We start from the raw sequence: 26,577 nt of genomic DNA, 5'->3' as shown, positions 1-26,577 counted from the left end.
GTGAAAAATGGAAACCCGCGTCTGCCGTCTCTACGGCCCCCACGACATCCGCATCGAGCGCCAGAAGGTAGCCGCGCCCGGCACCGGCGAAGTGCTGGTGCGCGTCGGCGCCGGCGGCATCTGCGGCTCGGACCTGCACTACTACCACGATGGCGGCTTCGGCCCCATCCGCGTGCGCGAGCCGATCATCCTCGGCCATGAGGTGGCGGGCACCGTCGAGGCCGTGGGCGAGGGCGTAGCCCACCTTTCCGCCGGCGACCGCGTGGCGCTCAACCCCAGCCGGCCGTGCGGCGAATGCCGCTATTGCCGCGAGGGGCTGCGCCAGCACTGCCTCTCCATGCGCTTCTACGGCTCGGCAATGCGCTTCCCCCACGAGCAGGGCGGCTTCCGCGACCTGATCGTTTCGCAGGCGTTCCAATGCGAACGGATCGGACCCGAAACGAGCCTTGCCGAGGCTGCCGTTGCAGAACCCCTGGCCGTGTGCCTTCACGCGGTGAGCCGCGCCGGCGCGCCGAAGGGCAAGCGCGTTCTGATAACGGGCGCCGGGCCGATCGGCGTTCTCACCGCCGCGGCATGCGCCCATGCCGGAGCGGCCGAGATCGTCGTCACCGATCTGCAGGATGCGCCGCTCAAGGTCGCGCGCGCCATGGGCGCCACGAAGACGGTGAACGTTGCGGCAGAGGCGCAAGCGCTCGATCCATACAGCGAGGATAAAGGCACCTTCGACCTTGCTTTCGAATGCTCCGCCGCCGCGCCTGCCCTGAAATCCGCCATCCAGGCCGTGCGCCCGCAGGGCACCATCGTCCAGGTGGGCGTGACGGGCGAACTTCCCATCCCCGTCAATCTCCTGGTCGGCAAGGAGATCCACCTCATCGGCTCGCACCGTTTCGATGCCGAATTCGCCAAGGCCGTCCGCCTCATCGACAGCCGCGCCATCGACGTACGCCCCATCATCTCCGGCAGCTTCCCGCTGGAAGACGCCGTGGCCGCCTTCGACCGCGCGGGGGACCGCAGCCGCGCGGTGAAGGTGCAGCTCACCTTCGCGGGCGGCTGACAGGTTGTTCGATCGGTCATCTCGGCGCCCAGAGGGGGGCGCCGGCGTTTCCGTTTGACCGTCACCCCTCCTCGCCATCCAGCGGCAGCCTCAGCCCCTCTCCGTCGAACAGATGGATATGATCGGCGGCAAACCCCAGCCTCACGCGACCTTCCAGCGCCACCATCTCGTCGGTGAAGATGCGGGCGGTGAAGCGGGCCGTGTCCTCGCGCTCCAACGTCACAAGCGCTTCCGGCCCCATGTTCTCGTTGGCGAACAGCTCACCCTCGATCGTGTTCTCCTCGCCGCCCGATGCGACCGCCAGATGCTCCGGCCGCACACCCAGCGTCAGGCTCCGGCCAGCTTCCAGCGCCTTCGCCGCCGCGCGCGTGACCTTCAAGGGCACCACCGCCAGCCCGCCCGCCCTAAGGTGCAGCGCGCCATCGGCGATCATCGCCTCGACGGGCAAGAGGTTCATCGGCGGGTTGCCGACGAAATTGGCAACGAAGGTGGTGGCCGGCCGGCGATAGACCTCGAGCGGCGGTGCATACTGCACCACGATGCCGGCATCCATCACCGCGATCCGCGTGGCAAGCGCCATCGCCTCGGCCTGGTCGTGGGTGACGTAGACCGCCGTCATGCCCATGTCGCGCTGCAGGTGGTTCAGGAAGCCCCGCGCCTCGAGCCGCAACTTGGCGTCGAGATTGGAGAGCGGCTCGTCGAAGAGATAAACGTCCGACGGGTAGACCAGCGCGCGGGCAAGCGAGGTGCGCTGCTGCTGTCCGCCGGAGATCTGCGAGGGCATGCGCTCCAATAGCTGGCCGATCTTCAGGACGTCCGCCACCTCGCGGGCGCGGGCGTGGCGCTTCTCTTGGCTCTCCCCGCGCACTTTCAGCGGGTAGGCGATGTTGTCGGCCAGGTTCATATGCGGATAGAGCGCGTAGTCCTGGAAGACCATGGAGATCTTCCGGTCCTTCGGGTGCATGAAGGTGACGTCCCTGTCGCCGATCCTCACGCGGCCCGAGGTCGGCGTCTCCAGCCCGGCGATCATCCTGAGCGTCGTCGTCTTGCCGCAGCCCGACGGCCCGAGCAGGCAGACGAACTCGCCGTCGCCGATCTCGATGCCCAGGTCCGAGACCGCGGTGAAATCACCGAACTTTTTGGTGACGCTGTCGAAACTGACTGATGCCATTGCCTATCAAGCCTTGATGCCGCCGAAGAACCGGAAGCCGAACTTCCAGCTCACGAACAGATAGAGGACGATCACGGGGAGCGAATAAAGAAGCGAATAGGCCGCCAGCAGCGTGACGATGGGCGTGCCCGCCTCCGAATAGAAGGAATAGATGGCGACGGAGGCCGGCATCTTCTCGCTGGAGCGCAGCAGGATGAAGGGGATGAGGAAGCTCCCCCAGATATTGACGAAGGCCCACACCACGACCACCACCACGCCCGGCCGGATGACCGGCAGCGCCACGTCGAAGAAGGCCTGCACCGGCGAGGCGCCGGCCACCATGGCGCTCTCCTCGTAACTCTTCGGAATGCCGTCGATGAAATCGCGCAGGATGAACATGGCCGTCGGCAACAGCCCGCCGGCGAAGACCAGGATCACCGCGATATGCGTGTCGATCAGCCCCATGCCGTTGACGATCAGGAAGATCGGCACCATCGCCGCCGAGCCCGAGACGACGGAAGAGAAGAGCAAGAGGATGTAGGTGATGACGTTCTTGCCGCGGATCGGCGAGCGCGACAGCGCATAGGAAGCGAGCGTCGCCCCGGCGCCGACCAGGATCACCCCGCCGACGCTCTGAATGAGGCTGTTCCACAGGCCCCTGAGCGCAAAGGCGTTCTGGAAGACCGTCTCGAAATTCGCCAGCGAGAACGGGTCCGGCACAGCAAGGCCGAGCTCGGCGCGCGGGTTGAACGGCGCGAAGATGAACCAGATGAGCGGCAGCGCGAAGACGGCGCCGAGAAGCGCGGTCGCCACGGAAAAGCCGATGCGCGTGAAATAGAGGCTCAAGTACCGCGTCATGCCGCCACCCTTGCCGCCCGCCGGCGCGTGACCCAGAGATAGAACAGCGCGAAGACGAGGTTGATCAGCATGATGATGACGCCCACCGCCGCGCCCTTGCCGAACTCGAAGTCGCGGAAGGCGACGCGGTAGGTGTAGATGGAGAGAATCTCCGTGCGAAAGGACGGCCCGCCCGCCGTCAACAGGAACGGCGTGAAGACATTGAAGGTCCACATGGTGATGAGGATCAGGTCCGTCACCACATGGCCGCGGATGAGCGGCAGGCCGATGTCGCGGAACTTCTGCCAGCTCGTCGCCCCCGCCACATCCGCCGCCTGGAAGTAGCTCGGCGGGATCGACGAGAAGGCCGAGTTGAACAGCATCATGGAAAAGGCCGTCCCGCGCCAGGTGTTGAAGACGACGATCACCCAGAAGGGAAAGCTCAAGAGCCAGTCGCCGCGCGGCAGGCCGAGCGCCTCCATGATCATGTTCAGCGTGCCGTCGTCATAGTCGAGGAAGGCGAACCAGGCGAAGGCGATCACCACCTCGGGCAGTATCCAGGCGGCGATCACCACCATCTCCGTCAGCCGCTTGAGCGACTTCGGCACCGACTGCAGCATCCAGGCGAGCAGCATGCCCAGCACCGCCTGCCCGGCGAGCGCGGAGAACAGCACGAACTGGACGGTGAGGATCAGCGAGAAGCCGAACTCGCCGCGCGTGAAGAAAGAGGCGGCGTCGAACAGGGAGAAATAGTTGCCGAGCCCCACGAACTCCGGATTGAGCGCCGTGCGCCCAAGCAGCGTCCGGTTGGTGAAGGAGACGTAGATGACCCAGAAGAACGGCGCGATGACGAAGGCGCCGATAAGCACCCCCGCCGGTGCCAGGAAGGCCGCGCCCGCGGTCCGCGACAGAAGGGAAAATTGTCTCACCTGTCCTCCGCCCTCCCGCTCTGACCGATGCCGGGCGTCAGGTCCGTCGTGTGGATGCCGGACCCGCGCCGGCACCGGTCAGGCGGGGAGGAGTGCGATGTTCGTTCGGCGGAGAATACGTCTTGGGGCGTTCTGTTTGTCGGTGAGCACCGCCAATAGGAAAGGTCAGCGCCCGTGCGTACCCCCCTCTGCCCTGCCGGACATCTCCCCCTCAAGGGGGGAGATTGCGCTGGCCGCTTGCTCCGGCTCCCTTTCTGGAACCTTACAGATTGGCGAAAGTCGTCGCGACGGCCAATCTCCCCCCTTGAGGGGGAGATGTCCGGCAGGACAGAGGGGGGTAAAGAGGCGCCGGCGTCACCAAACATGGCTCTGACAATCCTCCCTCAGAGCAAACTCACCGTATTCTCCTCACCCACGATCTTGACCACCGCATCCCGATACCGCGCCATCGCGTCCTGTGGCGACAACTCGCCCGACACCACGGCCTCCGTCATGCGCTGGATCTCGGCCGAGACGGCGTTGTACTCGGCGCTGTTGGGCCGCGCGGTGGTGAGCGGCAGGAGCGTCTGCGAGGTCTCCGTCAGGAAGGGCGCCTCGGGGATCGGCACGTCGTCGCGGATGCGGATGCGCGGCTGGAAGTCCTGGAACGCGGTGAGCTGCTCCTTGCTGTTCATGAAGGCCAGAAGCTCCCAGGCGAGTTCCGCCTCGTCCGTATTGGGATTGAGCACGAAGCCGGTGCCGCCGGAGATCGTCACGAAATCCTGGCCGCGCAGGCCGGCGCCCGGCTCCTTGGCCGGCATCTTGGCCCAGGTCATCACTTCGTCGCGGTTCTCGACCGCGAACTCGGAGTCGGGCGCGGTGACGGAGCGGTAGAACCAGTCGCCCTCCACCAGGAGCGCCGTCGTTCCGTCGCGGAAGTTGGCGAAGGTGCGGTTGCGCCCGTCGCCCAGGAGCTGGGCGCGCTGGTCGCCCAGCTTCTCGTCCACATAGATGGTCTTATAAAGGTTGAGCGTGTCGAGGATGCCCTGGCTCTCGACGATCCAGCGCCCCTCCTCGTCGGTCACCTCCTCGCCGGTGCCCAGAAGCGCCATCCAGTAGCCCTGCATGGTCGTCGCCTCGCCCATCGGCACGCCGGCGTTGAGCTGCAGGGGGAAGGAGTCCGGGTTCTTCTCCTTGAGCGTGCGCGCCGCATCGAGAAGCTCTTCCCACGAGGTGGGCTGCCAAGCCTCGGCGTCGATGCCGGCGTCCTCGAGGATATCGGCGCGCACGAAGATCATGCGCACGTCGGTGCCGAGCGCGATGCCGTAGGGTTGGTCCTGATAGGACATCAGCGCCGTCGCGCCCTCGGAGATGTGGTCCCAGCCCTCCCAGCTCGTCACGGCATCGCCCGCCAGTTCCTCGAGCGGCTTCAAAAGCCCGCCCTCGACGAAGCTCGGGATGAGAAAGCCGTCGAAGCCGGCAACGTCCGGCCCGGCGCCGGTGGAGAAGTCGAGCGCGAGCTGCTGGGTAAGCTGCTCGTCGGAGCCGGCGAACTCGGTGAAGGTGACATTCACCTCCTCGCCCGCCTCCGCCTTCATCTTCGTGAAGGCGGGGATGACGCTCTCCTTGATCCACATGGCCTGTTCGGAGTTCACCCCGTCTTCCACGCAGCGGCAGGTGATGGTGAGATCGGCGGCCATGGCCGGCGCGGCCAGTGCGGTCACCGCGGTAAGGCTGATCCAGTAGGCATGCTGACGAATATGCATCGCGATAACCCTCCCTTCGCGACATTACCGTTGAGCGGCTGCGGCAAATGCGGCCATGCCAGTGGTCTGACCCAAACAGATGGTCCCCATCTGTCTGGAGAAGTCAGCCCACAGGCTATTAATCCGGTGGGGCGATTTGTCCTGACAGATGGGGACCATCTGTCAGGATCGCACCACTGGTATCGCACCGAAAGCCCGGTGCCCAAACACTGGAAAAGTGAACACGTTTTCATTTAGGCGTCAATCCCGCCATGGGCACCACAAAATCAACGCGCGCCGAAAGCCTGGTTAACGCTGTGGATTGTCATCAAACATACGCATTTCCAAGCCCGCGCGGCATGGCTCCCTTGACAGAGACCGCCTTTGCGGAAAGATGAGAGAAGTGAACACGCTTTCAAAAATTGCGCGATAGGCCGGATATTTGACGGGAAAGCCTGAGGGAGCCCAGCAGCGGGCGACGGCGGAGATGGTGGCAAGGGCCGCAGAGGTCTCGCGCGCCGCCGTCTCGCGCGCCTTCAACCCCGAGGCGCCGCTGAAGCCGGAGAAGCGGGCGCGCATCCTGAAGATCGCCGAGGAACTGAGCTACACACCCGACCGCGCGGCCCGCGCGCTGGTGACCCGGCGCTCGCATCTCGTCGGCGTGATCGTGCCGGACGTCTGCAGCCCCTGGGAAAGCCAGGAAGTCGACGCGCTGACGACGGCGCTGCAGGCGGAGGGCTTTGCCACGCTGCTCTTCAAGACACGCGTCGATTCCAGCATGGACGAGCGGCTTCTCACCTATATGCGCGGCTTCAATCCCGATTCGGTGATCGTCTTTGCCGAGAACGTGCGCCCGCACATGCTGTCCCGCTTCCTCGACCGGGCCGTGCCGATCTACGTCACCTACCCCGTGGAGCGCCGCCCCGCGGAGCGCGAAGACGACGGCAGGTGGCCCGGCGAGCCCGACACCCTGTTCGACCGCATCGACGTCGACCAGTGGGAAGGGATGGAGCAGGCGGTGGCGCTGCTTGCCGGCTACGGCTGCCGGCGCATCGCCTATCTTTCCGGCAAGCCGGTATCGCTCGGCCAGCACGCACGGCGCAAGACCCTGGAAGCGCTGATGGCAAGGCGGGGTCTGCCCGCGCTTGTCGTCGTCCCGGGCGACTTCAGCTACGACAAGGGCTATGCCGGCACGCTCGACCTGTTCCGGCTGGAGGGCGGCGCCGATGCCGTCTTCGCCGCCAACGACGAAAGCGCCTTCGGCGCGCTCGACGCTCTGCGCTACGAACTGAAGCTCCGCGTGCCCGAGGACGTGAAGGTGATCGGCTTCGATGACATCGCCCAGTCCCACTGGCGAAGCTACAACCTCACCACCGTCAAGGTCGACCTCGAAGCCCGCGTGCGCGCCCTCGTGCGCCTGATCCAGCGCCGGCTGAAAACACCCGATGCGCCTGCCATCGCCGAGACCGTGCGCACGCGGCTGGTGGTGCGCGGGACGGTGGGGTGAGTGTTGGAACGGTTAGGCAATTCGGACATGACGCCACTCCATCGCGCACACCCCCGTCCTGCGATTTATCGAAGGGCCTGGCGTCTCCCGATCGAGGGCAGGGTTATTGCATATGGGGGGAGTCTTTGTCCGGCTTCGCCGGACCCCCACCCTCAATCCCTCCCCTCAAGGGGGAGGGAGGCTTTGGTGCCTGGCGCCAACGTTGAAGCCAATCGCGCAACGCTGACGTCCCCCTCCCCCTTGAGGGGAGGGATTGAGGGTGGGGGTATCATCAAGGACTCAGAACCCCCGCCCTTGTGGAGGAGATGCCCGGCAGGGCAGAAGGGGCGCCGGCCTTTCCAACTGGCTCGCCTGAACCCATTGCCCTCCAGATCGGAATAAGAATGCCCCCCCGCATCCACCTGGTCTTCAAGACCCATCTCGACATCGGCTTCACCGACCACGCGGAGAAGGTGCGCCGCCTCTATCATGAGCGCTTCATCCCGCAGGCGATCGCCACCGGCGAGCACTTCCATGCCGAAGACCCGGAGAACCCGAAGTTCATCTGGACAACGGGCGCCTGGCTCATCTGGGATCACCTCAATTCGCGCTCGAAGGAGGAAGTGGCGCGGCTGGAAAAGGCCATCGAGAAGGGCATCGTCCGCTGGCACGGCCTGCCGTTCACCACCCATTCGGAACTGATGAGCCCGGCGCTCTTCCGCGCCGGCCTCTCCTTCTGCGCCGAGCTCGACAAGCGCTTCGGCAAGAAGACGCGTGCCGCCAAGATGACCGACGTGCCGGGCCACACGCAGGGCATCGTGCCGCTGATGGCAGAGGCCGGGATCAGGTTCCTGCACATCGGCGTCAACAGCGCCTGCCCGCCGCCCGACGTGCCGGAGCTCTTCCGCTGGCGCGCGCCGTCGGGCGAGGAGGTCGTGGTGATGTACCAGCGCTCCTATGGCCAGACACACCTGCCCGAAGGGCTTTCCGACGGTTTGAGCTTCGCCCACACCAACGACAATTTGGGCCCGCAGCAGATCCACCAGGTGATCGAGGTCCTGCGCGCCCTTTCCCACCGGCATCCGGGCGCCGAGATCCGCGCTGCGACGCTGGAGGACTACGGCGCCATCCTGTGGGAAAACCGCGCGCGCTTTCCCGTGGTCGACCTGGAGCTGGGCGACAGCTGGATCCACGGCAGCGCCAGCGATCCGGTGAAGACCCAACGCTTCCTCGCCCTGCAGCGGCTCTACGACGCCTTCGAGGCGGAGGGCCTGACACCCGCCAGGCAGGCCTTCGGCCGCGGCTTGACCATGGTCGCCGAGCACACCTGCGGCGTCGATGTCAAAACCTTCCTGCGCGAGGAGACCGCCTGGGACCGGCCGGACTTCGAGGCTATGCGGGCCAAGGATTTCCGCTTCCGCTACGCGGAAGCCTCCTGGGCCGAGCAGCGCGCCTATCTCGATACGGCGGTAGACGTGCTGCCCGAGGAGGACCGCGCCCGCGCCGCAAAAGCCCTGGCGGAACTCAAGATCCCCTCCGCGCCGCCGATCCTGAGCCGCGCGAGAAAGAACGAGAGCATCGCCCTTGACGCCTGGCGCGTCGAGATCGACCCACAAAGCGGCGACATCCGCGCCCTGCAGCTGGCGAACGGCAAAAGGCTGTGGGGCCTTAACGGCCCGCTCCTGGCCTACCGCTACGAAAGCTACGACGCCGCCGACATGGCGCGCTACCGGGACAGCTACCTCACCGACCGCCCGGAATGGGCGATCCTCGACCACGACAAGCCGGGGCTGGAGCGGGCGCACACCGCGCGGTCGGCCGCCTGGACCCCGCGCCTCCTCGGCATCGCCCAGACCAGGGAGAGGCTCATCATCGCCACCGCCCTGCCCGAGGCCGCCTACGAGACGCTCGGCGCCCCCCGCCGCGTCGACTACGTTCTCTCCCCCCACCGCGGCGGGCTGGAGCTTGCCGTCGTCCTGCGCCAGAAGCCGGCAAACCGTATGCCGGAGGCGGGTTTTCTGGACTTCGCGCCGAAGGACACGCAGGGCTGGCACTTCCTCAAGACCGGCCTGTGGCAGGAGGCCGCCCGCACGGCACCGCGCGGCGGTGGCGCGTTGCAGGCGATATCCGTCGCGCGCTCCATGCTCGAAGGCGGAACCCCGCTCAGGATCGCCCCCCTCGACACGCCGCTCGTCGGGCCGCTCGGCCAGCCCTTCATGGTCTTCCCCAAGACGCCGCCATCCTATGACGCGGGCCTGCGTTTCAACCTTCACAACAACAAATGGTGCACCAACTTCCCCATGTGGTGGGAAGGCGAACTTGCCGCCCGCTTCCGCATCGCCGTCGGGGGATGATGTCGGCTTCCCCGCCTCCCATTCGTCCTTCGGCCGCAACCAGACGAAAAAGGAGGTTCCCATGGCTTATGTCGACGGCTTCATCCTCGCCGTGCCGAAAGACAACATCGAGGCCTACAAGAAGTTGGCCCGGCTCGGCGAAGAAGTATGGAAAGCGCATGGCGCCCTCGCCTATGTCGAGTGCATCGGCGACGACGTCCCCTACGGCGAAACCACCTCCTTCCCCCGCGCCGTGCAGGCGAAGGAGGACGAGGTCGTCATCTTTTCCTGGATCGTCTACGAATCGCGCGAGCATCGCGACACGGTCAACGCCAAGGCAATGGCCGACCCGCGCATGAATGTCGGCTGGGAGACCATGCCCTTCGACGGCAAGCGCATGATCTTCGGTGGTTTTCAGACCTTTCTGGGGCTGTAGGCCGCTGTCGTCCCTGCCTTGATGATCCTCCCTGGCGGGCAATGCCGCGCGAACGGGCCGGAACTCTCCGCACCCAGCGCCGTTCCGAACAGAAGAGGCCTCGGTTCCATCGGGAAGGAGGCAGCAAAACCCATCAAAGGAGGATCAGATGCATCAGATGCATATGCGCATCCTGACGGCCAGCGCGTTGGCTCTGCTCCTGGCAACGCCGGCTTTTGCCGACTGCCAGGAGGAAGTCTCGAGCCTGGATGAAGCGGTCATCGCCGCCGAGACGGGTGCCGAAACGGGCGAGACCGACATGCCCGCGACCGAGCATCAGGAAGAGGCGCTGAGCGAGGTTGAGACGGAAGATGAGACGGCGGACGGCAGCGCTGCTGCCGGCAGCGTCGAAGCCCTGTCGCAGCATCAGCGGGAGGCTCTGAGAGAGATCCCGGAAGACGACCGCACCGAGGCCAGCACCCTCTTGAGTGAAGCACGCGACATGGCGGCGGCAGGCGACGAGCAAGGCTGCATGGACAAGCTGGCGGAAGCCAAGACCCTGCTCGGTCTCGAAGAATAGTCAGCCTGGCGCTTGCCGCCTCAATACGTCGTCGTCACCCGCGCCCCGCCCTGCCGGTCGAGAACCTGCACGACGACCTCCCTGCCCACCTGCCGCAGCGCCACGTCGAGGCGGCCCTGCGGCAGGGTGATGCCACGCAGCCTCACCTCCTCCAGGAACACCGGCAGCATCGGCCGGTGGAAGACCAGGGTGGCCCCGGCGCTGTCGAAGCCCATGCCGAGGCAGGATTGCAGGATCGACAGCGGCGCCACCGCATCGAGGACGTCCGACAAAATAGTTTTCCATTCGGGAAACTATTTCTTGCGCCTCGGCTTCGGCGATGTTAGTTACCCACATGGATAACTTTTATCACAACCCCGAGAAACCCATGCCTCTCACCCCTCACGTCCACCTCTTACCCTATCGCGAGGCGATCCCCGCGCGCTTCCTGGAGGCGCGATGATGCTGCAGACCGCCGATCTCGACCGCGCCTTCCACGCGCTCGCCGACCCGACCCGCCGCGGCATGGTCGACCGGCTGACCGAAGGCCCCGCATCGGTGAAGGAGCTGGCCGCGCCGCTGCCGATGGCACTGCCCTCGGTGCTGAAGCATCTGCGGGTGCTCGAAGCCGGCGGCATCGTCATGTCGGAAAAGGCCGGCCGCGTGCGCACCTACCGCATCGAGCCCGCGGCGCTCGCCGGCATCGAGGAATGGGTCTCCCGGCGCAAGGCAGCCTGGAGCCGCCAGTTCGACCGCCTCGAGGAATACCTTTCCGGGCAGGACCAAACCCCACAGAAGGAGACCAGGAAATGACCGACCGCTCCACCCTCCACACCACCTTCACCATCGAGCGCCGCCTCACCGCGCCGCCGGAGCGTGTCTTCGCCGCCTGGTCCGACCCCGAGGCCAAGCGCCGCTGGTCCTCCTGCCATGAAGAGGCGTTCGAGGTGGAATACCGCCTAGACTTCCGCGTCGGCGGCACGGAGCTCAACCGCGCCACCGGCCCGGACGGCCCAGCCTTCGTCTACGAAGCGCGCTTCCTCGACATCGTGCCGAACCAGCGCATCATCTACGCCTTCGACATGCACTTCGGCGAAAAGCGCGTGACGGTCTCCCTCGCAACCGTCCTCTTCGAGCCGGCGCCGGCCGGCACGAAGATGACCTTCACCGAACAGATCGCCCTCCTCGACGGCTACGACGATCTCGAAGGCCGGAAACGGGGTACGGAGGAAGGGATGGATAGGCTGCAGCCTTTCCTCGAGGGGAGGCTTTAGGGGCAGTTCAAAAGTCGCCGCGCCGGCTTCGCCGGAACCCCCACCCTTACCCCTCCCCTCAAGGGGGAGGGGTATTCTGAGACGTCGACGCCCCCTCCCCCTTGAGGGGAGGGGTAAGGGGTGGGGGTCTGATCAAGGACTCAGAATCCATATGCAATCTCCCCTTGCCAAGGGGGAGATGCCCGGCAGGGCGGAGGGGCGCGAAGGGATGCCAGCCTCTCCCCGACCACCCCTAAGCCGCCACACTCCCCGCGATCGCCCGCTGGTTGGAGGCATAAGGGTTGTCCCGCTCGGGCACCGCTCCGCTCTCCAGGCAGTCGATCCATTCGGCGGTGGTCAGCACCGCCGCAAAGCCCGCCTGCAGCACCACGCTCACCACGCGGTGGATCTCCTCCGCCGAGGCCGAACCGGCGCTGTTTTCGTAGGGCAGCGTGCCCGTGGCGTCCGAGAGGAACTCGACCGAAAAGCCCATATGCGCGGCGTGAAGCGTCGTCGACAGGTCGCAGTGATGCGTCATGTAGCCGGCGATCGTCAGCGTATCGATCCCGTTGTTCCTCAGCCAAAGCTCCAGGTCGGTGCCGGCGAAGGCGCTCGGCAGGGTCTTTTCGATGAAGTGGTCGGACGGGCGCGCCTTGACCGCCTCGTGCAGCTCGGCGCCGTGGCTGCCCTCGGCGAAGACGGGTGCGCCCTGCGGCGCGCGGTGCCTGACGACCACCACCTTCACCCCCCTCTTGCGGCCCTCCTCCATGGCGCGCGCCACATTGGCGATGCTGCCCTTGAACGGCGGATATCGGATCGCAAGATTGCCGCCGTCATAGTCGTTCTGCACGTCGATAACGATCAGGGCGCGCCTGGGGCTGGGGTTCGTTGCGTTCTGCGGCATGGTTTTCTCCGTTTGCTGCAAGCCTTCCGCACGCATCGTAACGGTCCGTCTGCCGCACGAAATTGGCCTGATTGACAATGTTCGAAAGAATTGGGACATTCAGCGCTCGCAGCGGAGCAGCCTTGCCATGCCCGATCCCGTCATCGCCGCCGTCGCCTTCGACGGCATCAGCCCGTTCCACCTGTCGGTGCCCTGCCTCGTCTTCGGCGAGGATCATGAGGCGTTCGGCCTGCCGCGCTTCGATTTCCGCGTCTGCGCGCTGGAGGACGGGCGGCTCGGCACGGAAGCCGGCCTCGATTTCACCACGCCCTACCGGCTGGCCGACCTTGCCGATGCCGAGATCGTCATCGTGCCGAGTTGGCGCGACCTCGACCGCGCACCCCCCGGCGCCCTGACCGAGGCGCTTGTCGAGGCGCACCGGCGCGGAGCGCTGATCGTCGGCCTGTGCCTCGGCGCCTTCCCGATAGCGGCGGCCGGGCTCCTCGACGGGCGCGAAGCCACCACCCACTGGGCCTTCGCCGAGCGGTTCGGCGAACTCTATCCCGAGGTGACGCTGCGGCCGGAGGTTCTCTATGTCGACAATGGCGACGTCATAACGTCGGCCGGCGTGGCGGCCGGGCTCGACTGCTGCCTCCACATCATGCGCAAGCGCTATGGCGCGGAAGCCGCGCTGCGGCTGGCGCGCAACCTGGTTCTGGCCCCGCACCGCCAGGGCGGCCAGGCCCAGTTCATCGAGCCGCCGGTGCGCAGCGCGCCGACCGCGGACAAGCTCGCCCACGCCGTCGACAAGGTGCGCGCGAGGCTCGACCGGCCGCACAGTCTCGATACGGTGGCGGCGGAGGCGATGATGTCGCGCAGGACATTCACGCGCCGCTTCCAGAAGGCGTTCGGAACCAGCTTCGGCAACTGGCTGGCCGACCAGCGGGTGATGCTGGCGCAAAAGCTTCTGGAGACCACAGGTCGATCGATCGAGGAGATCGCCTTCGAAGCCGGCTTTGGCACCTCGGCCTCCCTCCGCCAGCATTTCGCCACCCGCCTCAAGACATCACCTGTGCAATACCGCCTGGCGTTTTCGAAGAAATGACGGGCGCCTATCAAGATGCAGGGCTACCGCATGCGGATGGAGTCCTTGTTCGGCTTTGGCGGACCCCCACCCTCAATCCCTCCCCTCAAGAGGAAGGGAGGCTTTGGTGGTGCCCGACGCCAACGTTGAAGCCAATCACACAAAGCTGACGTCCCCCTCCCCTTGAGGGGAGGGATTGAGGGTGGGGGTCTCAATGACATATGCCCGCATCTTACTGGACAGGCGTAGCGCCCATCGTCACGGCCGGCGCCATTACCCCCTCGCCGACCCCGCTTCGCGGGGCCACCTCTCCCCCTCGAAGGGGGAGAGGAGTAGGCGCCCGTCATCGCGGCCGGCACTCCTCGCCCCCACAAAGTGGGGGAGAGGTGGCCCCGCGAAGCGGGGTCGGTGAGGGGGTAACCGGCGCCGGCCTCCAAACGGGGATAAAATCTGCGGTCGGAAGCCGCCAACCCATTGATCCCAAACAACCTGCAAACTTTTTTCGCGGGAATCTATCCCCCCTCCCCAGCTCACCCTTAAAATCCTCCCCATCGCCCTCACGGGAACCTTGGTCCGGACCGGGGACACGGGGAGGGCGGCGGAGACCTCTCCCTGCGGGCTGCCGGTGCCCGCAGGCCTGAGGGCCCGCGACAGGCCGGCGGTGCCGGGAGCGCTGGGTGTAAGCCTGCGTTGCCGGCATTGCGGAGAAGCCGCCAGGGCTTTTGTTCGGCCCGGCTCACCCCCAATTGGGTGCGGCCGGGAAGGAGAAAGGCCCGGGTGACCGGCCGACCGTCGGGACAGCCTCCGGCGGGGCGCGTTGGACGCGCCTAATTTGAGGCGCCCCCAAAGCGCCTCGTGCGGTGCCGAAGACGCGCCCCGCTTCCCACCCTGAGCTGTGAGCTTGTCGCACAGTCGAAGGGTCAATGGCCAGACGGTGTAACAGCCGGGCGTGGCGAGGATGAAATGCGCCTCTACCGAAGAAGGCCGGAGAGGAACCCCGACAGGCCTTGCATCAAATCTCATATCTGAATACTTTCTTCACAAGGAAAACAAACCCCGCGGAGGAGACATGCCGAAGGCAAAGACGGGCGCGCCGGAGAACGGTGCCTTGACCGGGGGGCTTGCCCGATGAGCGAGGTCGCACTGCCGCTGGAGGGGCTCGTCGTCGTCGACATGAGCCAGTTCCTTTCCGGCCCCTACTGCTCGCTGCGCCTGATGGACCTCGGCGCCCGCATCATCAAGATCGAGCGGCCGGACGGGGGCGACCTGTCGCGCCGGCTTTACTTGAGCGACACGGAGATCGGCGGCGATTCCACAATCTTCCACGCCATCAACCGCGGCAAGGAAAGCTTCGCCGTCGACCTGAAGAACGCGGAGGACCTTGCCGCCCTCAGGAAGCTGCTCGCCAGGGCGGACGTCATGATCCAGAATTTCCGCCCCGGCGTGATCGAGCGGCTCGGCCTCGACTACGCGTCCGTGAGCGCGCTCAACCCGCGCATCGTCTACGCCTCCATCAGCGGCTATGGCGAGGAAGGGCCGTGGGTCGACAGGCCCGGCCAGGACCTGCTTGCCCAATCGCGCTCCGGCGCCATGTGGCTGAGCGGTGACGACGGCCAGGGGCCGGTGCCCTTCGGCCTGGCGGTCGCCGACATGCTGGCCGGTGCCGCCGCCGCGCAAGGCATCCTCGCCTTCCTGGTGCGCCGCGGCGTCAGCGGCAAGGGCGGGCATGTTGAGACGAGCCTGCTCGAGGCGCTGGTCGATTTCCAGTTCGAGGTGCTCACCACCTTCCTGAACGACGGGCGGCGGCAGCCGCGACGCTCGGCGGTGCGCAGCGCGCATGCCTATCTCGCCGCGCCCTACGGCGTCTATCCGGCAAGGGACGGCTTCCTCACCATCGCCATGACGCCGATCCCCAAGCTCGCCGACCTGATGGAGATCGAGGCACTGACGCCCTACCGCGACAAGCCGGAAAGCTGGTTTTCCGAACGCGACGCCATCAAGGCCATCATCGCCGAACGGACGGCCGAGAAGACGGTCGACGAATGGCTGGCGATCCTCGAGCCGGCCGACATCTGGTGTGCCAAGGTGCTCGACTGGAACGACCTCCTCGACCACGACGGCTTCAAGCACCTCGACATGCTGCAGACCGTCACCCGCGAGGACGACGTGTCGATCCTCACCACCCGCTCGCCCATCCGCGTCGACGGCCAGAGGCCGAAGGTGGCGCGCGCCGCCCCGCGCGTCGGCGAGCACAGCGCGGCGATCCGCCGGGAGTTCGGCCTGTGAGCGTGAAATTGAAGGGCATGACGTGGAGCCACCCGCGCGGCTACGACCCCATGGCCGCCTGCTCGCGGCTGTGGCGGGAGAAGACCGGCATGGAGATCGCCTGGGACAAGCGCTCGCTGCAGGACTTCGAGTCCTACCCCGTCGAGGAGCTCGCCCGCCGCTACGACCTGATCGTCATCGACCATCCCCATGTCGGCCAGATCACGGCCGAAGGCTGCCTCGCCCCCCTCGACGTGCCGGGCCGCGAGGCCGAGCGCGCGGCGCTGGCCAAGGGCAGCGTCGGCCTTTCCTACCCGAGCTATGAGTGGCAAGACCGGCAGTGGGCCTTCCCCATCGATGCCGCAGCGCAAGTGCAGGCCTTCCGCCCCGACCTCCTGGATCGCCCGCCGACAGCCTGGACGGAAGTCCTGGAGCTTGCGCGGGAAGGCCGTGTGCTCCTCCCCCTCCGGCCCCCGCATTCCCTCATGTGCTTCTTCACGCTCGCCGCCAACCTCGGCACACCCTGCGCCAGCGACAGGGCCGAGGCCCTGATCCCGCCCGAGGCGGGGGAGACCGTGTTCGATGTGCTGCGCGAGATCGCCGATGCAGCCGGCCGCCCGGCTTTCGACATGGACCCGATCGCCGTCTTCGAGGCCATGGCGGCCGAGGGATCGAAGATCGCCTGCGCCCCGCTGATCTACGGCTACGTCAACTATGCGGTTGCCGGCTTCCGCCCGCACCGCCTCGCCTTCGCCGATATCCCGGCGCTCGGCGCCGATGGCCCCGTCGGCTCCGCGCTCGGCGGCACGGGCATCGCCGTCTCCGCCTTCTCGAGTGCGAGGGAAGCCGCCACCGACTTCGCCTACTGGATCGCCGGCGGTAAGACCCAGCGCGGCCCCTACGCGGCGGCCGGCGGCCAGCCCGGCCACGCCGCCGCCTGGGAGGACGACACCGTCAACGCCGCCGCCGGCAATTTCTACCGCGCCACGCGGCGCACCCTCGAAGCCGCCTGGCTCCGCCCGCGCCATGATGGGTATATGGATTTCCAGGAAAAGGCATCCGAGCGGCTGAACGCGGGGCTCCTGGCGGGCGAGGACGGCGTGAAGGTGGTGGCCGATCTGAACCGGATGTTCGCGGAGGGGAACGGTGGGTAAGTGCGGATTACTTCGGCCAATCCTCCGGTGGCCAGTTCCTCGCCGTGTGGATCACCCGCAGGATCAGGACGGCCTCGACACCGGCTTTCCCGGCAATTGCATAGACAAGGATGATCGGCAGTCCGGATACCGACTTTTCATAGGTGCCGCTCACACGCCCGGGCCGCCCCGTGGCCATATCTCCGAGAGCCGCCCCGATAGCGCGTATCCGATCCGTCACCCGTCGCGCAGCACGCGGGTTCTCTGCGGCAATGTAGGAGATTTGCGCTTTCAGATCGTCCAAAGCGTCGCGGGACCAACGGACGCGCCGCTTCACTTCTTTCCGCTCTCGACAGCCTCGATCACGGCGTAAAGCTCCGCCATGGCTTCATCATGCTCCACGACCCGCCCTGCCTCCGCATCGGCAAGCCCGCGCTGGATACCCTCGATGATATCGAGTTCCCGGTCCACATATCCAGCGAGCGCTTCCGCCGCGAGAAAAGACTTGCTGCGCTTGGTGTCATGCGCCAGCCGCCCCAGCTTCTCCTTCACTTCGGGGCTGACGCGGATGGTCATGGTCGTGCTGGCCGGCATTGAAAATGCTCCGTGTTATAGTGTGTACAATATAACACAGACGACAGCACGGGCCAATGCCTCACCCCAACCCCCAAATCCGCCGCGCGTTCCGCGAAAAGAGCTTCGCCCGCTCCGCCGCGCTCGCCCCGGCAAACAGCGCCTGCGTTGCCGCCACCCATGTCGAGAGCCCGCCGCCCAGCGTGCAGACGGGCCAGTCGCTGCCCCACACCACGCGGTCCCAGCCGAAGCAGTCCACCGTGTGCTCGACCCAGGGGCGCAGGGTCTCGACGGTCCAGCTTTCGGGGTCGGCATAGGCGACGACGCCGGAGATCTTCGCCGTCACGTTCGGCCGCTTGGCGATCTCGGCCATGTGCGCGCGCCAGGGCTCGGATGCGCCTTCCTTGATGTCGGGCACGCCGCAATGGTCGAGGATGAACTGCACGTCCGGCGCCAGGTCGGCGAGCGCCATGGCCTTCGGCAGCTGCCGCGGCAGCACGCACAGATCGAAGGTGAAGCGTGTGCCGGAAAGCCGGGCGAGGTTCTCGCGGAAGAGCGGCCCGTCGGACAGTTCATCGGGCATGACATGCAGGACGCGGCGGAAACCCTTGACCAGCGGATTAGCCTGCTGGCGCTCCAGATAGGCGGCAAAACCTTCGTCCTCCGGCCGGCAGGCGGCAATAGCGCCGACGATGAGGCTGTTCGGGCGCTCCTTGAGAGAGCCGACATAGCCGGTCTCCGCCTCGATCCGGTCGTCGGCGACGTCGACCTCCATATGCAGCGTCGCCTCGATGCCGACGCGCCGCGCCTCGCGCGCGTATTCCTCGTAGGAGAAATCCCGGTTGAGCGGCGGCACCCCGGCAAGCCATGGATAGCTGAGTGCTGCCTGGTCGATGACGTGCAGATGAGTGTCGACGATCATGCGTAGCCTCCTCCCTCAGGCGAATGAAACCGCCCGTTTCAATAAAACATCATGCCGCCGGCGTCATGTCCGCGCCGGCCAGCCGCGAGAGCTGCTGCGTCGTCTTCAGCACGAGCTGCATCGTGCCGGTGATGTCCGGTGCGCCCTTGGCGTTGACCAGCGCGATATAGGGTACCGTCAGCGCGGCAATCGCCCGCCCGTCGGGGCCCAGCACGGGGGCCGAGAGGTTGAAGACGCCGGCGGTCTGGGCGCTCGGCATCATCTCGTAGCCACGGTCGCGGATCTGGTCGAGCCGCTCGAAGAACTCCGGCGAAAGCTCCGGCTTCTCGTTGCTCCTCAGGTTCTCGGCAATCATCATCTGCCGCTCCTCCTCGCTGCGGAAGGCAAGCAGGACATGGCCGGAGCCGGTGTCGAACAGGCCGATGCGCGAGCCGACGCGGATGGAGATGCCCCAATAACCGGGCGCCTCCTGCTGAGCGATGACGACGGCCGCCCCTCGGTCGAAGACGACAAGCTGGTTGGCCTGACGCGAGGCTTCGGCAAGCTCGCGCATCAAGGGCGTGGCGTAGGAGACGAGCCGGCGCACGGGCGCGTGGAGCTGGGCGAGGCCGAACAGCTTCAATGTCAGCGAGAAGCGGTCGCCGTCGATGCGCGTGACGTAGCCGCGCCGCACCAGCCGGTCGAGCATGCGGTAGAACTCGTTGGGGCTGCGGTCGAGGCGCTTGGCGATCTCGGCCTGGGTCAAGCCGCCGTCGACACCGGCGAGCAGCTCCAGGATGTCGAGACCCTTGTCGAGGGCTGGCGCGCGGTAGCGTTCGTTGTCTTCTTCTTCTTTCACGGCCCTCTCCGGTGAAGTTCGCTTTTCATATACGCAACCTACCGGGGTGCGCAACGCAGTTCACGCTTGACGGCGACCATAGCGGATGTTTGTATATGAATTAAGCTCTCACTAATGAGGGCTGCGATCCGCCCTGGCAGACGCCGAGGGCGAACTGCTTTCTGGGGAGGATACTCATGAACAGACTGCTTTTCAGTGCTTCCGCCGGTGCGCTCGCCATGGCGCTCGGCGCCGCCCCTGCCTTCGCGCAGGAACTGCCCGGCAGCTTCGACGGCGTCACCATCGATGCCAAGCTGATCGGCGGCCAGCAATACGAGGCGCTCTACGCGCGCATCGCCGAGTGGGAAGAGGCGACCGGCGCCAAGGTCAACGTCATCTCGAAGAAGAACCACTTCGAGCTCGACAAGGAGATCAAGTCCGACATCGCCACCGGCTCGATCGGCTGGTGCGTCGGCTCCAACCACTCCTCCTTCGCGCCGCAATATCCCGGCATCTACACCGATCTCGCGGCGCTTCTGCCGCAGGAGGAAATCGACGCCTTCGTGCCGGCCAACATCAAGGCCTCCACACTCGACGGCAGGCTCGTCATGCTGCCGCGCGCCCAGTTCGACGTCTCCGCGCTCTACTACCAGAAGAGCCTCTACGAGGACGAGGAGAAGAAGGCGGAATTCAAGGAGAAGTACGGCTACGACCTCGCCCCGCCGGACACCTGGCAGGAGGTCGCCGACCAGGCCAAGTTCTTCGCCAACCCGCCGGACTTCTACGGCACGCAGTACGCCGGCAAGGAAGAGGCCATCAACGGGCGCTTCTACGAGATGCTTGTGGCCGAGGGCGGCGAATATCTCGACGCGGACGGCCGTCCCGCCTTCAATTCCGAGGCAGGCGTACGGGCGCTGCAATGGTTTGTCGACCTCTACGAGGCGAAGGCCGTTCCCGCCGGCACCACCAACTATCTGTGGGACGATCTCGGCCAGGGCTTCGCGTCGGGCACCGTCGCCATCAATCTCGACTGGCCGGGCTGGGCGGGCTTCTTCAACGATCCAGAATCCTCCAAGGTCGCCGGCGACGTCGGGGTGAAGGTGCAGCCCAAGGGGTCATCCGGGGTGCGCACCGGTTGGTCCGGCCATCACGGCTTCTCCGTCACCGAAAGCTGCGCCGACAAGGAAGCCGCCGCTTCGCTCGTCTGGTTCCTCACCAACGAGGATAGCCAGAAGCTCGAAGCCGCCGCCGGCCCCCTGCCAACGCGCACCGCCGTGTGGGAATGGGTGGTGGCCGAAGCTGAGGGCGATGCCTACCGCCAGGAGGTGCTGACGGCATTCCAACAGGCGGCCGAGCACGCCTTCCCCGTGCCGCAGACGGCATCCTGGATCGAGATCTCCAACGCCGTCTATCCCGAGCTGCAAGCCGCCATCCTGGGCGACAAGAGCGCTGAGCAGGCGCTGGACGACGCCGCGGAGAAGGCGACGGAGATCCTCGAGGACGCGGGGGAGCTGTAGGGGGCGCGGCGTATGCGACTCCCCTCCCCCTTGAGGGGAGGGGTGAGGGGTGGGGGTCGTGGCGACGGGTGCCGGCGTATCCTTGGGAGGCGGGGACTGGATAATCGCCAACGACGGCACGCGAGCGCGTCCACCCCCACCCCTTACCCCTCCCCTCAAGGGGGAGGGGAGTCGTCGGCGCAAACACGAACCAAAAACATCAACAACCGAGGCGGACAGCATGAAGAGTTGGAGACTGCCGGCACCCTACCTCCTGCTTTTGCCGGCATTTATCGTCCTGGCGGCGGTGGTGGTCGTGCCGCTCCTGCTGTCGCTCTATTCCAGCTTCACGCCCTTCCGCCTGACGCGCCCCGATTCCATCTGGACCTTCATCGGCCTGCGCAACTACGAGCGGCTCTTCACCGACTGGGAGTTCTGGGTCGCCTTCGGGCGCACCGTGCTTCTCCTCACCGTCGCGCTCAATCTCGAAATGGTGCTGGGGCTCGGCCTTGCCGTTCTCGTGGAAAAGGCCACGCGCGGCCAGCGCCTGCTGCGCACCATCATGATGTTCCCCATGATGTTTTCGCCGGTGCTTGTCGGCTTCCAGTTCAAGTTCATGTTCAACGACAATATCGGCCTCATCAACAACGCGCTCCAAGGCCTCGGCCTGACGGACCAGGCCATCCCCTGGCTGATCGACGGCACGCTTGCCTTCATCGCCATCCTGACGGCCGAGATTTGGTCCTCCACCGCCGTTTTCGCCATCTTCATCCTGGCCGGTCTCATGGCGATGCCGAAGGAGCCGGTGGAGGCGGCGCGCGTCGACGGCTGCACGCCGTGGCAGACCTTCCGCTTTGTGACCTGGCCCTATCTCATGCCATTCGCCTTCATCGCCATGACCATCCGCTCCCTCGACATCGCGCGCGCCTACGACATCGTGAAGATCATGACCGACGGCGGGCCGGCCAAGCGCACCGAGATCCTGTGGACGCTGATCGCCCGCACCGGCTATTCCGACGCGCGCATGGGGCTTGCCAACGCCATGGCCTATATCGCCATTCTCCTGTCCATCGTCTTCACCGCCATGTTCTTCCGGCAGCTTGCCAAGGCGCGGGCGCAGATCGCGGCGGAGTGGTGAAGATGGACAGGAACGCCGCTCACCGCATGAAACGCGGCCTCTTCAAGGCCACGCATCTCATCCTCCTTTTCCTGGCCATGGCCATCATCTGCCTGCCGGGACTGTGGATCGTGCTCTCCTCGCTTCGGCCGACGGTCGAGATCATGGCGAAACCCCCTGTGTGGATCCCGCGCCAGATCTCCTTCGACGCCTATGTCGCCATGTTCTCCGGCGTCGGCCAGGGCGGCATTCCGGTGATCGACTATTTTACCAATTCGCTTATCATCTCCGTCACCTCGACAGTGATCGCGCTGGCCGTCGGCATGGCCGGCGGCTACGCCTTCGCGCGCTACCGTTTCGCCTTCAAATCCTCGATCTTCCTCGGCTTCATGCTGACGCGCACCGTGCCCGGCATCGCGCTCTCCCTGCCGCTCTTCTTCGTCTATGCGAAGCTCGGCATCATCGACACCCATTTCGGGCTGATCCTCGCCTATGTGGCGCTCAACGTGCCCTTCACCATCTGGCTGATCGACGGCTTCTTCCGCCAGGTGCCGAAGGACCTTGCCGAGGCAGCGCAGATCGACGGCTGCACGCGCTGGCAGGCCTTCTGGCAGGTGGAGTTTCCGCTCGCCCGCCCCGGCATCGCGTCGGCCGGTATTTTCGCCTTCCTGATCTCGTGGAACGAGTTCGCGCTGGCCTCCCAGCTCACGCGCTCGACCAGCTCCAAGACGCTGCCCGTCGGCCTCCTCGACTACACGGCCGAGTTCACCATCGATTGGCGCGGCATGTGCGCGCTCGCCGTCGTGATGATCATCCCGGCGCTCACCCTCACCTTCATCGTCCAGAAACACCTCGTCTCCGGGCTCACCTCCGGCGCGGTGAAAGGATAAGGCATGGCCACAGTCTCGCTTCACTCGCTCGTCAAACGTTACGGCAACGTGCCGGTGGTGCACGGCATCGACCTTGCGGTCGCCGACCGCGAGTTCATCGCCCTCGTCGGCCCGTCGGGCTGCGGCAAGTCGACCACGCTCAGGATGATCGCCGGGCTGGAGGATATTTCCGGCGGCGAGATCCGCATCGGCGGCAGGAAGGTCAACGACCTGCCGCCGCGCTCGCGCAACATCTCCATGGTCTTCCAGTCCTACGCCCTCTACCCGCACATGACGGTTGCCGAGAACATGGGCTTCTCGCTGAAGATCGCCGGCAAGCCGCAAGGCGAGATCGAGACGCGCGTCGCCGAGGCCGCGAAGACGCTGGGTCTGGAGGAGCTTTTGGAGCGGCGCCCCTCGCAGCTTTCGGGCGGCCAGCGCCAGCGTGTCGCCATGGGCCGCGCCATCGTGCGCAATCCGGAAGTCTTCCTCTTCGACGAGCCGCTGTCGAATCTCGATGCCAAGCTGAGAACCCAGATGCGCATCGAGATCAAGAAGCTGCACGCCAAGGTCAACTCCACCGTCATCTACGTCACCCACGACCAGGTGGAGGCGATGACGCTGGCCGACCGCATCGTCATCATGCGCGACGGCCATATCGAGCAGGTGGGAACGCCGGAGGACGTGTTCCGGCGCCCGGCCACGCGCTTCGTCGCCGGCTTCATCGGCTCGCCGCCGATGAACCTTGAGGAGGCGACGGTGGAAGACGGGAAGCTGGTCTTTGCCGGCGGCGAGGCGCTTCCCCTGCCCCGCCAGTTTCGCGATAAGGTGGAGGCGGGCAGGAAGGTCGTCTTCGGGCTGCGGCCGGACGATCTCTACCCCACGGGCCACGGCATCCACTCCGGCGAGGAGGCCGAGGTGCACGAGGTGGAACAGGCCGTCATGCTGACGGAGCCGCTCGGCAACGAGACGCTGGTCTTCACCGAGTTCGCCGGCCGCGAATGGGTCTCGCGCATGCTCAACCCGAAGCCCTTGAAGCCAGGCGAGAAGGTGCGGCTTTCCTTCGACCTGTCGCAGGCGCATCTTTTCGACGCTGAAACGGGAACGACACTGAGAACCTGATCATGGCACGCATCGAGAAAATCGAGCTGCGCATGGTGGACCTTGAGCCCAAGGTCAAGCGCACCGACGCCATCCAGAGCTTTGTCAGCCAGGAGACGCCGATCGTCACCATCACGGATGCGGACGGCGCTAGCGGAACCGGCTACAGCTACACGATCGGCACCGGCGGCTCCTCCGTCATGCGGCTTCTTGCCGACCATCTCGCCCCGCGCCTGATCGGCCGCGAAGCGGACCGGATCGAGGCCATCTGGCACGAGCTGGAGTTTTCCACCCACGCCACCACCATCGGCGCCATCACGGCGATCGCTCTTGCGGCGGTAGACACCGCGCTGTGGGACCTGCGCGCGAGGAAGCTCGGCCTGCCGCTGTGGAAGCTTGCCGGCGGAGCCAGGGACCGCTGTCCGCTCTACACCACCGAGGGCGGATGGCTGCATATCGAGGCAGAGGCGCTGGTGGAGGATGCGCTGGCGGCAAAGGCGCAAGGCTTCCGCGGCTCGAAGGTGAAGATCGGCAAGCCCACCGGCGCGGAGGACTTCCGCCGCCTCATCGCCGTGCGCGAGGCCGTCGGCGAGGCCTACGAGATCATGACCGACTGCAACCAGGGCTTCACCGTCGACGAGGCGATCCGCCGCGCCGAGCGCCTCAAGCCCCTTGATCTTGCCTGGCTCGAGGAGCCGCTGCCGGCCGACGACATCGACGGCCACGTGCGGCTGTCGCGCGCAACGCCGACACCGGTCGCCATCGGCGAATCCCTTTATTCGATCCGCCATTTCCGCGAGTATATGCAGCGCGGCGCCTGCTCGGTGGTGCAGGTGGATGCCGGCCGCATCGGCGGCATCACGCCGTGGCTGAAGGTGGCGCATATGGCGGAGGCCTTCGACATCCCGGTCTGCCCGCACTTCCTGATGGAATTGCATGTGAGCCTGGTGTGCGCGGTGCAGAGCGGAAAGTACGTCGAATATATCCCGCAGCTCGACGAACTGACGGCAAGCCGCATGACGGTGGAGGATGGAGAGGCGCTGGCGCCGAACGAACCGGGTATCGGCATCGACTGGGACTGGGACGCCGTGAAAGCGAAGAGCGTTCCCGAGTTCACCACCGAAATCGCCGCGTGAGGGAGGATGACATGCAACGCATGGGGATGGTGATCGGCCTGAAGCCGGAGAAGGTCGCCGAATACAAGCGCCTGCACGCCGCCGTCTGGCCCGAGGTGCTGGAGATGATCTCGGCCTGCAACATCAGGAATTATTCGATCTTCCTGAAGGAGCCGGAAAACCTCCTTTTCGGCTATTGGGAGTATCACGGCACCGATTTCGAGGCCGACGCCGCCAGGATGGCCGCCGACCCGAAGACGCAGGAATGGTGGTCCGTCTGCATGCCCTGCCAGGAGCCGCTGGAAACGCGGAAAGAAGGCGAGTGGTGGGCGATGATGGAGGAGGTGTTTCATCATGAGTAACTTCGACCCCACCGCCCTCGCCCAGTCCTGGCCGGCACCCGCGAACCCGCGCCCTATCGTCACCTTCGGCGCCGGCTCCATCGTCGGCGACGCGCATTTCCCCGCCTACCGCAAGGCGGGTTTCCCTGTAGCCGGTCTCTACGACCCGGACCGCGAGAAGGCGGAAAAGCTGGCCGCGGCGTGGGGCGTTAAGGCGTTTACCTCCGTCGAGGAGGCAGCGGCGGTCGAAGGCGCGGTCTTCGACCTTGCAACGCCCCCTGCCCGCCACGCCGATGTGCTGCGGGCGCTACCCGACGGCGCGGCCGCGCTCATCCAGAAACCGATGGGCAGCGACCTCGACGGCGCGACGGAAATCCTCACCATTTGCCGGCAAAAGAACCTAAAGGCCGCCGTCAACTTCCAGCTCCGCTTCGCGCCGATGATGCTGGCGCTGAAGGATGCTATTCACCAAGGTTATCTGGGCGAGGTGGTGGATTTCGACGCCTGGCTGGCGCTCGCAACGCCGTGGCAGCTCTGGCCCTTCCTCAAGGGTCTGCCACGCATCGAGATCGCCATGCATTCGATCCACTATCTCGACCTGATCCGCCAGCTTCTGGGTGACCCCGAGGGTGTGCACGCCAAGACCATGGGCCATCCGAACCACGACGTCGCGCAGACGCGCACCAGCGCCATCCTCGACTACGGCGACCGCGTGCGCTGCGCCCTGTCGATCAACCACGACCACGATTTCGGCCGCAAGTACCAGGCCTGCGAGTTCCGCATCTGCGGCACGAAGGGCGCCGCCTATCTGAAGCTCGGCGTCAACCTCGACTATCCGCGCGGCGAGCCGGATATTCTGGAGATCCATCCGGACGGCGGCGAGGGCTGGGTGAACGTGCCGCTTCAAGGCGCCTGGTTCCCCGACGCCTTCGCCGGGCGCATGGCCAACTTGCAGCGCTTCGCCTCCGGCGAGGACACGGAGCTCGTCAGCGCGGTGGAAGACGCCTGGAACACCATGGCGCTGGTGGAGGCGGCCTACCGGTCGAGCGCGGCCCCCGCCACGCCGCTCGCAAGGAGGCCGTGAGGAGCATGGAGTTGGAAGTTATGCGCGACGCCGTCAT

Annotated in this window: 27 protein-coding genes; 17 read left to right on the top strand and 10 right to left on the bottom strand. The window is 66.1% G+C overall.

Translation table 11 applies throughout. From position 1 onward, the window contains the following. Positions 1–7: 7 nt before the first annotated feature. Entirely contained in the window at positions 8–1,054 is a 1,047-nt protein-coding gene (locus GPJ75_RS00750; RefSeq protein ID WP_163264094.1) for an L-idonate 5-dehydrogenase, read from the top strand. Positions 1,055–1,115: 61 nt separating this feature from the next. Here the strand turns inward: GPJ75_RS00750 and GPJ75_RS00745 are convergent, their stop codons facing one another. The 4 genes from GPJ75_RS00745 to GPJ75_RS00730 all read right to left on the bottom strand — a co-directional run bounded on the left by GPJ75_RS00745 (position 1,116) and on the right by GPJ75_RS00730 (position 5,715). Then, positions 1,116–2,225, bottom strand: coding sequence for an ABC transporter ATP-binding protein (locus GPJ75_RS00745; RefSeq protein WP_163264092.1), 1,110 nt, complete (start codon positions 2,223–2,225; stop codon positions 1,116–1,118). A gap of 6 nt (positions 2,226–2,231) precedes the next feature. Beyond that, positions 2,232–3,062 carry a carbohydrate ABC transporter permease gene (locus GPJ75_RS00740; RefSeq protein ID WP_163264090.1) on the bottom strand — a complete coding sequence of 277 codons (831 nt, stop codon included), beginning with the start codon at positions 3,060–3,062 and terminating at the stop codon, positions 2,232–2,234. Continuing rightward, entirely contained in the window at positions 3,059–3,970 is a 912-nt protein-coding gene (locus GPJ75_RS00735; RefSeq protein ID WP_163264088.1) for a carbohydrate ABC transporter permease, read from the bottom strand. Before GPJ75_RS00735 ends, GPJ75_RS00740 begins: the two co-directional genes overlap by 4 nt. Positions 3,971–4,353: 383 nt before the next feature. Further along, positions 4,354–5,715, bottom strand: a complete 1,362-nt coding sequence (locus GPJ75_RS00730) for an extracellular solute-binding protein (RefSeq protein ID WP_246248855.1) — start codon at positions 5,713–5,715, stop codon at positions 4,354–4,356. A gap of 466 nt (positions 5,716–6,181) precedes the next feature. Here GPJ75_RS00730 and GPJ75_RS00725 point away from each other — a divergent pair, with 466 nt between their 5' ends. The 4 genes from GPJ75_RS00725 to GPJ75_RS00710 all read left to right on the top strand — a co-directional run bounded on the left by GPJ75_RS00725 (position 6,182) and on the right by GPJ75_RS00710 (position 10,508). Continuing rightward, positions 6,182–7,201 carry a LacI family DNA-binding transcriptional regulator gene (locus GPJ75_RS00725; protein ID WP_163264847.1) on the top strand — a complete coding sequence of 340 codons (1,020 nt, stop codon included), beginning with the start codon at positions 6,182–6,184 and terminating at the stop codon, positions 7,199–7,201. Between the two features lie 383 nt (positions 7,202–7,584). After that, on the top strand, positions 7,585–9,534 hold the full coding sequence (locus GPJ75_RS00720; RefSeq protein ID WP_163264086.1) for a DUF5054 domain-containing protein: 1,950 nt from the start codon (positions 7,585–7,587) through the stop codon (positions 9,532–9,534). Positions 9,535–9,595: 61 nt separating this feature from the next. Further along, positions 9,596–9,949 (top strand): DUF1428 domain-containing protein, encoded by a 354-nt coding sequence (locus tag GPJ75_RS00715; protein WP_163264084.1) that lies wholly within the window; start codon positions 9,596–9,598, stop codon positions 9,947–9,949. Between the two features lie 148 nt (positions 9,950–10,097). Next, the gene (locus GPJ75_RS00710; protein ID WP_163264082.1) at positions 10,098–10,508 is read left to right on the top strand and encodes a hypothetical protein; all 411 of its coding nucleotides are present in this window, start codon (positions 10,098–10,100) and stop codon (positions 10,506–10,508) included. A gap of 20 nt (positions 10,509–10,528) precedes the next feature. Here GPJ75_RS00710 and GPJ75_RS00705 read toward each other — a convergent pair whose 3' ends face one another. Beyond that, positions 10,529–10,780, bottom strand: coding sequence for a hypothetical protein (locus GPJ75_RS00705; RefSeq protein ID WP_205602429.1), 252 nt, complete (start codon positions 10,778–10,780; stop codon positions 10,529–10,531). 166 nt (positions 10,781–10,946) lie between these two features. Between GPJ75_RS00705 and GPJ75_RS00700 the strand changes: the two genes are divergently transcribed. Together GPJ75_RS00700 and GPJ75_RS00695 are read left to right on the top strand one after the other, a co-directional pair. After that, positions 10,947–11,300, top strand: a complete 354-nt coding sequence (locus tag GPJ75_RS00700) for an ArsR/SmtB family transcription factor (RefSeq protein WP_163264080.1) — start codon at positions 10,947–10,949, stop codon at positions 11,298–11,300. Beyond that, on the top strand, positions 11,297–11,761 hold the full coding sequence (locus GPJ75_RS00695) for an SRPBCC family protein (protein WP_163264078.1): 465 nt from the start codon (positions 11,297–11,299) through the stop codon (positions 11,759–11,761). Before GPJ75_RS00700 ends, GPJ75_RS00695 begins: the two co-directional genes overlap by 4 nt. Before the next feature lie 232 nt (positions 11,762–11,993). Here the strand turns inward: GPJ75_RS00695 and GPJ75_RS00690 are convergent, their stop codons facing one another. Then, a complete protein-coding gene (locus GPJ75_RS00690; protein WP_163264076.1) occupies positions 11,994–12,644 on the bottom strand; it encodes a cysteine hydrolase family protein in 651 nt (216 codons plus the stop codon). 127 nt (positions 12,645–12,771) lie between these two features. On the opposite strand from GPJ75_RS00690, the gene GPJ75_RS00685 reads away from it, so the two are divergent. From GPJ75_RS00685 to GPJ75_RS00675, 3 genes are all read left to right on the top strand, one after another. Beyond that, positions 12,772–13,728, top strand: a complete 957-nt coding sequence (locus GPJ75_RS00685) for a GlxA family transcriptional regulator (RefSeq protein WP_163264074.1) — start codon at positions 12,772–12,774, stop codon at positions 13,726–13,728. Between the two features lie 1,107 nt (positions 13,729–14,835). After that, entirely contained in the window at positions 14,836–15,993 is a 1,158-nt protein-coding gene (locus tag GPJ75_RS00680; RefSeq protein ID WP_163264072.1) for a CaiB/BaiF CoA transferase family protein, read from the top strand. Positions 15,994–16,010: 17 nt separating this feature from the next. Continuing rightward, the gene (locus tag GPJ75_RS00675; RefSeq protein ID WP_163264845.1) at positions 16,011–17,126 is read left to right on the top strand and encodes an extracellular solute-binding protein; all 1,116 of its coding nucleotides are present in this window, start codon (positions 16,011–16,013) and stop codon (positions 17,124–17,126) included. A gap of 7 nt (positions 17,127–17,133) precedes the next feature. Here the strand turns inward: GPJ75_RS00675 and GPJ75_RS00670 are convergent, their stop codons facing one another. From GPJ75_RS00670 to GPJ75_RS00655, 4 genes are all read right to left on the bottom strand, one after another. Continuing rightward, positions 17,134–17,442: a type II toxin-antitoxin system RelE/ParE family toxin gene (locus tag GPJ75_RS00670; protein WP_163264070.1), complete on the bottom strand. Its 309-nt coding sequence runs from the start codon at positions 17,440–17,442 to the stop codon at positions 17,134–17,136. Continuing rightward, the gene (locus GPJ75_RS00665; protein ID WP_163264068.1) at positions 17,439–17,699 is read right to left on the bottom strand and encodes a CopG family ribbon-helix-helix protein; all 261 of its coding nucleotides are present in this window, start codon (positions 17,697–17,699) and stop codon (positions 17,439–17,441) included. Before GPJ75_RS00665 ends, GPJ75_RS00670 begins: the two co-directional genes overlap by 4 nt. 61 nt (positions 17,700–17,760) lie before the next feature. Further along, positions 17,761–18,600, bottom strand: a complete 840-nt coding sequence (locus tag GPJ75_RS00660) for an amidohydrolase family protein (protein WP_163264066.1) — start codon at positions 18,598–18,600, stop codon at positions 17,761–17,763. Between the two features lie 49 nt (positions 18,601–18,649). Continuing rightward, positions 18,650–19,438 carry an IclR family transcriptional regulator gene (locus tag GPJ75_RS00655; protein WP_163264064.1) on the bottom strand — a complete coding sequence of 263 codons (789 nt, stop codon included), beginning with the start codon at positions 19,436–19,438 and terminating at the stop codon, positions 18,650–18,652. 176 nt (positions 19,439–19,614) lie between these two features. Here GPJ75_RS00655 and GPJ75_RS00650 point away from each other — a divergent pair, with 176 nt between their 5' ends. From GPJ75_RS00650 to GPJ75_RS00620, 7 genes are all read left to right on the top strand, one after another. Then, positions 19,615–20,934: an ABC transporter substrate-binding protein gene (locus GPJ75_RS00650; RefSeq protein WP_163264062.1), complete on the top strand. Its 1,320-nt coding sequence runs from the start codon at positions 19,615–19,617 to the stop codon at positions 20,932–20,934. Between the two features lie 220 nt (positions 20,935–21,154). Continuing rightward, positions 21,155–22,051: a carbohydrate ABC transporter permease gene (locus GPJ75_RS00645; protein WP_163264060.1), complete on the top strand. Its 897-nt coding sequence runs from the start codon at positions 21,155–21,157 to the stop codon at positions 22,049–22,051. Between the two features lie 2 nt (positions 22,052–22,053). Continuing rightward, a complete protein-coding gene (locus tag GPJ75_RS00640; protein WP_163264058.1) occupies positions 22,054–22,920 on the top strand; it encodes a carbohydrate ABC transporter permease in 867 nt (288 codons plus the stop codon). A gap of 3 nt (positions 22,921–22,923) precedes the next feature. Then, positions 22,924–24,021 carry an ABC transporter ATP-binding protein gene (locus GPJ75_RS00635; protein ID WP_163264056.1) on the top strand — a complete coding sequence of 366 codons (1,098 nt, stop codon included), beginning with the start codon at positions 22,924–22,926 and terminating at the stop codon, positions 24,019–24,021. Between the two features lie 2 nt (positions 24,022–24,023). Then, entirely contained in the window at positions 24,024–25,136 is a 1,113-nt protein-coding gene (locus GPJ75_RS00630) for a mandelate racemase/muconate lactonizing enzyme family protein (RefSeq protein ID WP_163264054.1), read from the top strand. Positions 25,137–25,147: 11 nt separating this feature from the next. Next, positions 25,148–25,477: an L-rhamnose mutarotase gene (locus tag GPJ75_RS00625; protein ID WP_163264052.1), complete on the top strand. Its 330-nt coding sequence runs from the start codon at positions 25,148–25,150 to the stop codon at positions 25,475–25,477. Next, on the top strand, positions 25,467–26,540 hold the full coding sequence (locus GPJ75_RS00620) for a Gfo/Idh/MocA family protein (protein WP_205602450.1): 1,074 nt from the start codon (positions 25,467–25,469) through the stop codon (positions 26,538–26,540). The genes GPJ75_RS00625 and GPJ75_RS00620 overlap by 11 nt, the downstream gene beginning before the upstream one ends. Positions 26,541–26,577 lie beyond the last annotated feature (37 nt).

Source organism: Chelativorans alearensis (genome assembly GCF_010993735.1).
Taxonomy (GTDB): Bacteria; Pseudomonadota; Alphaproteobacteria; order Rhizobiales; family Rhizobiaceae; genus Chelativorans; species Chelativorans alearense.
The sequence above is the reverse complement of the archived record's forward strand: the minus strand, read 5'-3'. Positions and strand labels throughout refer to the sequence as shown.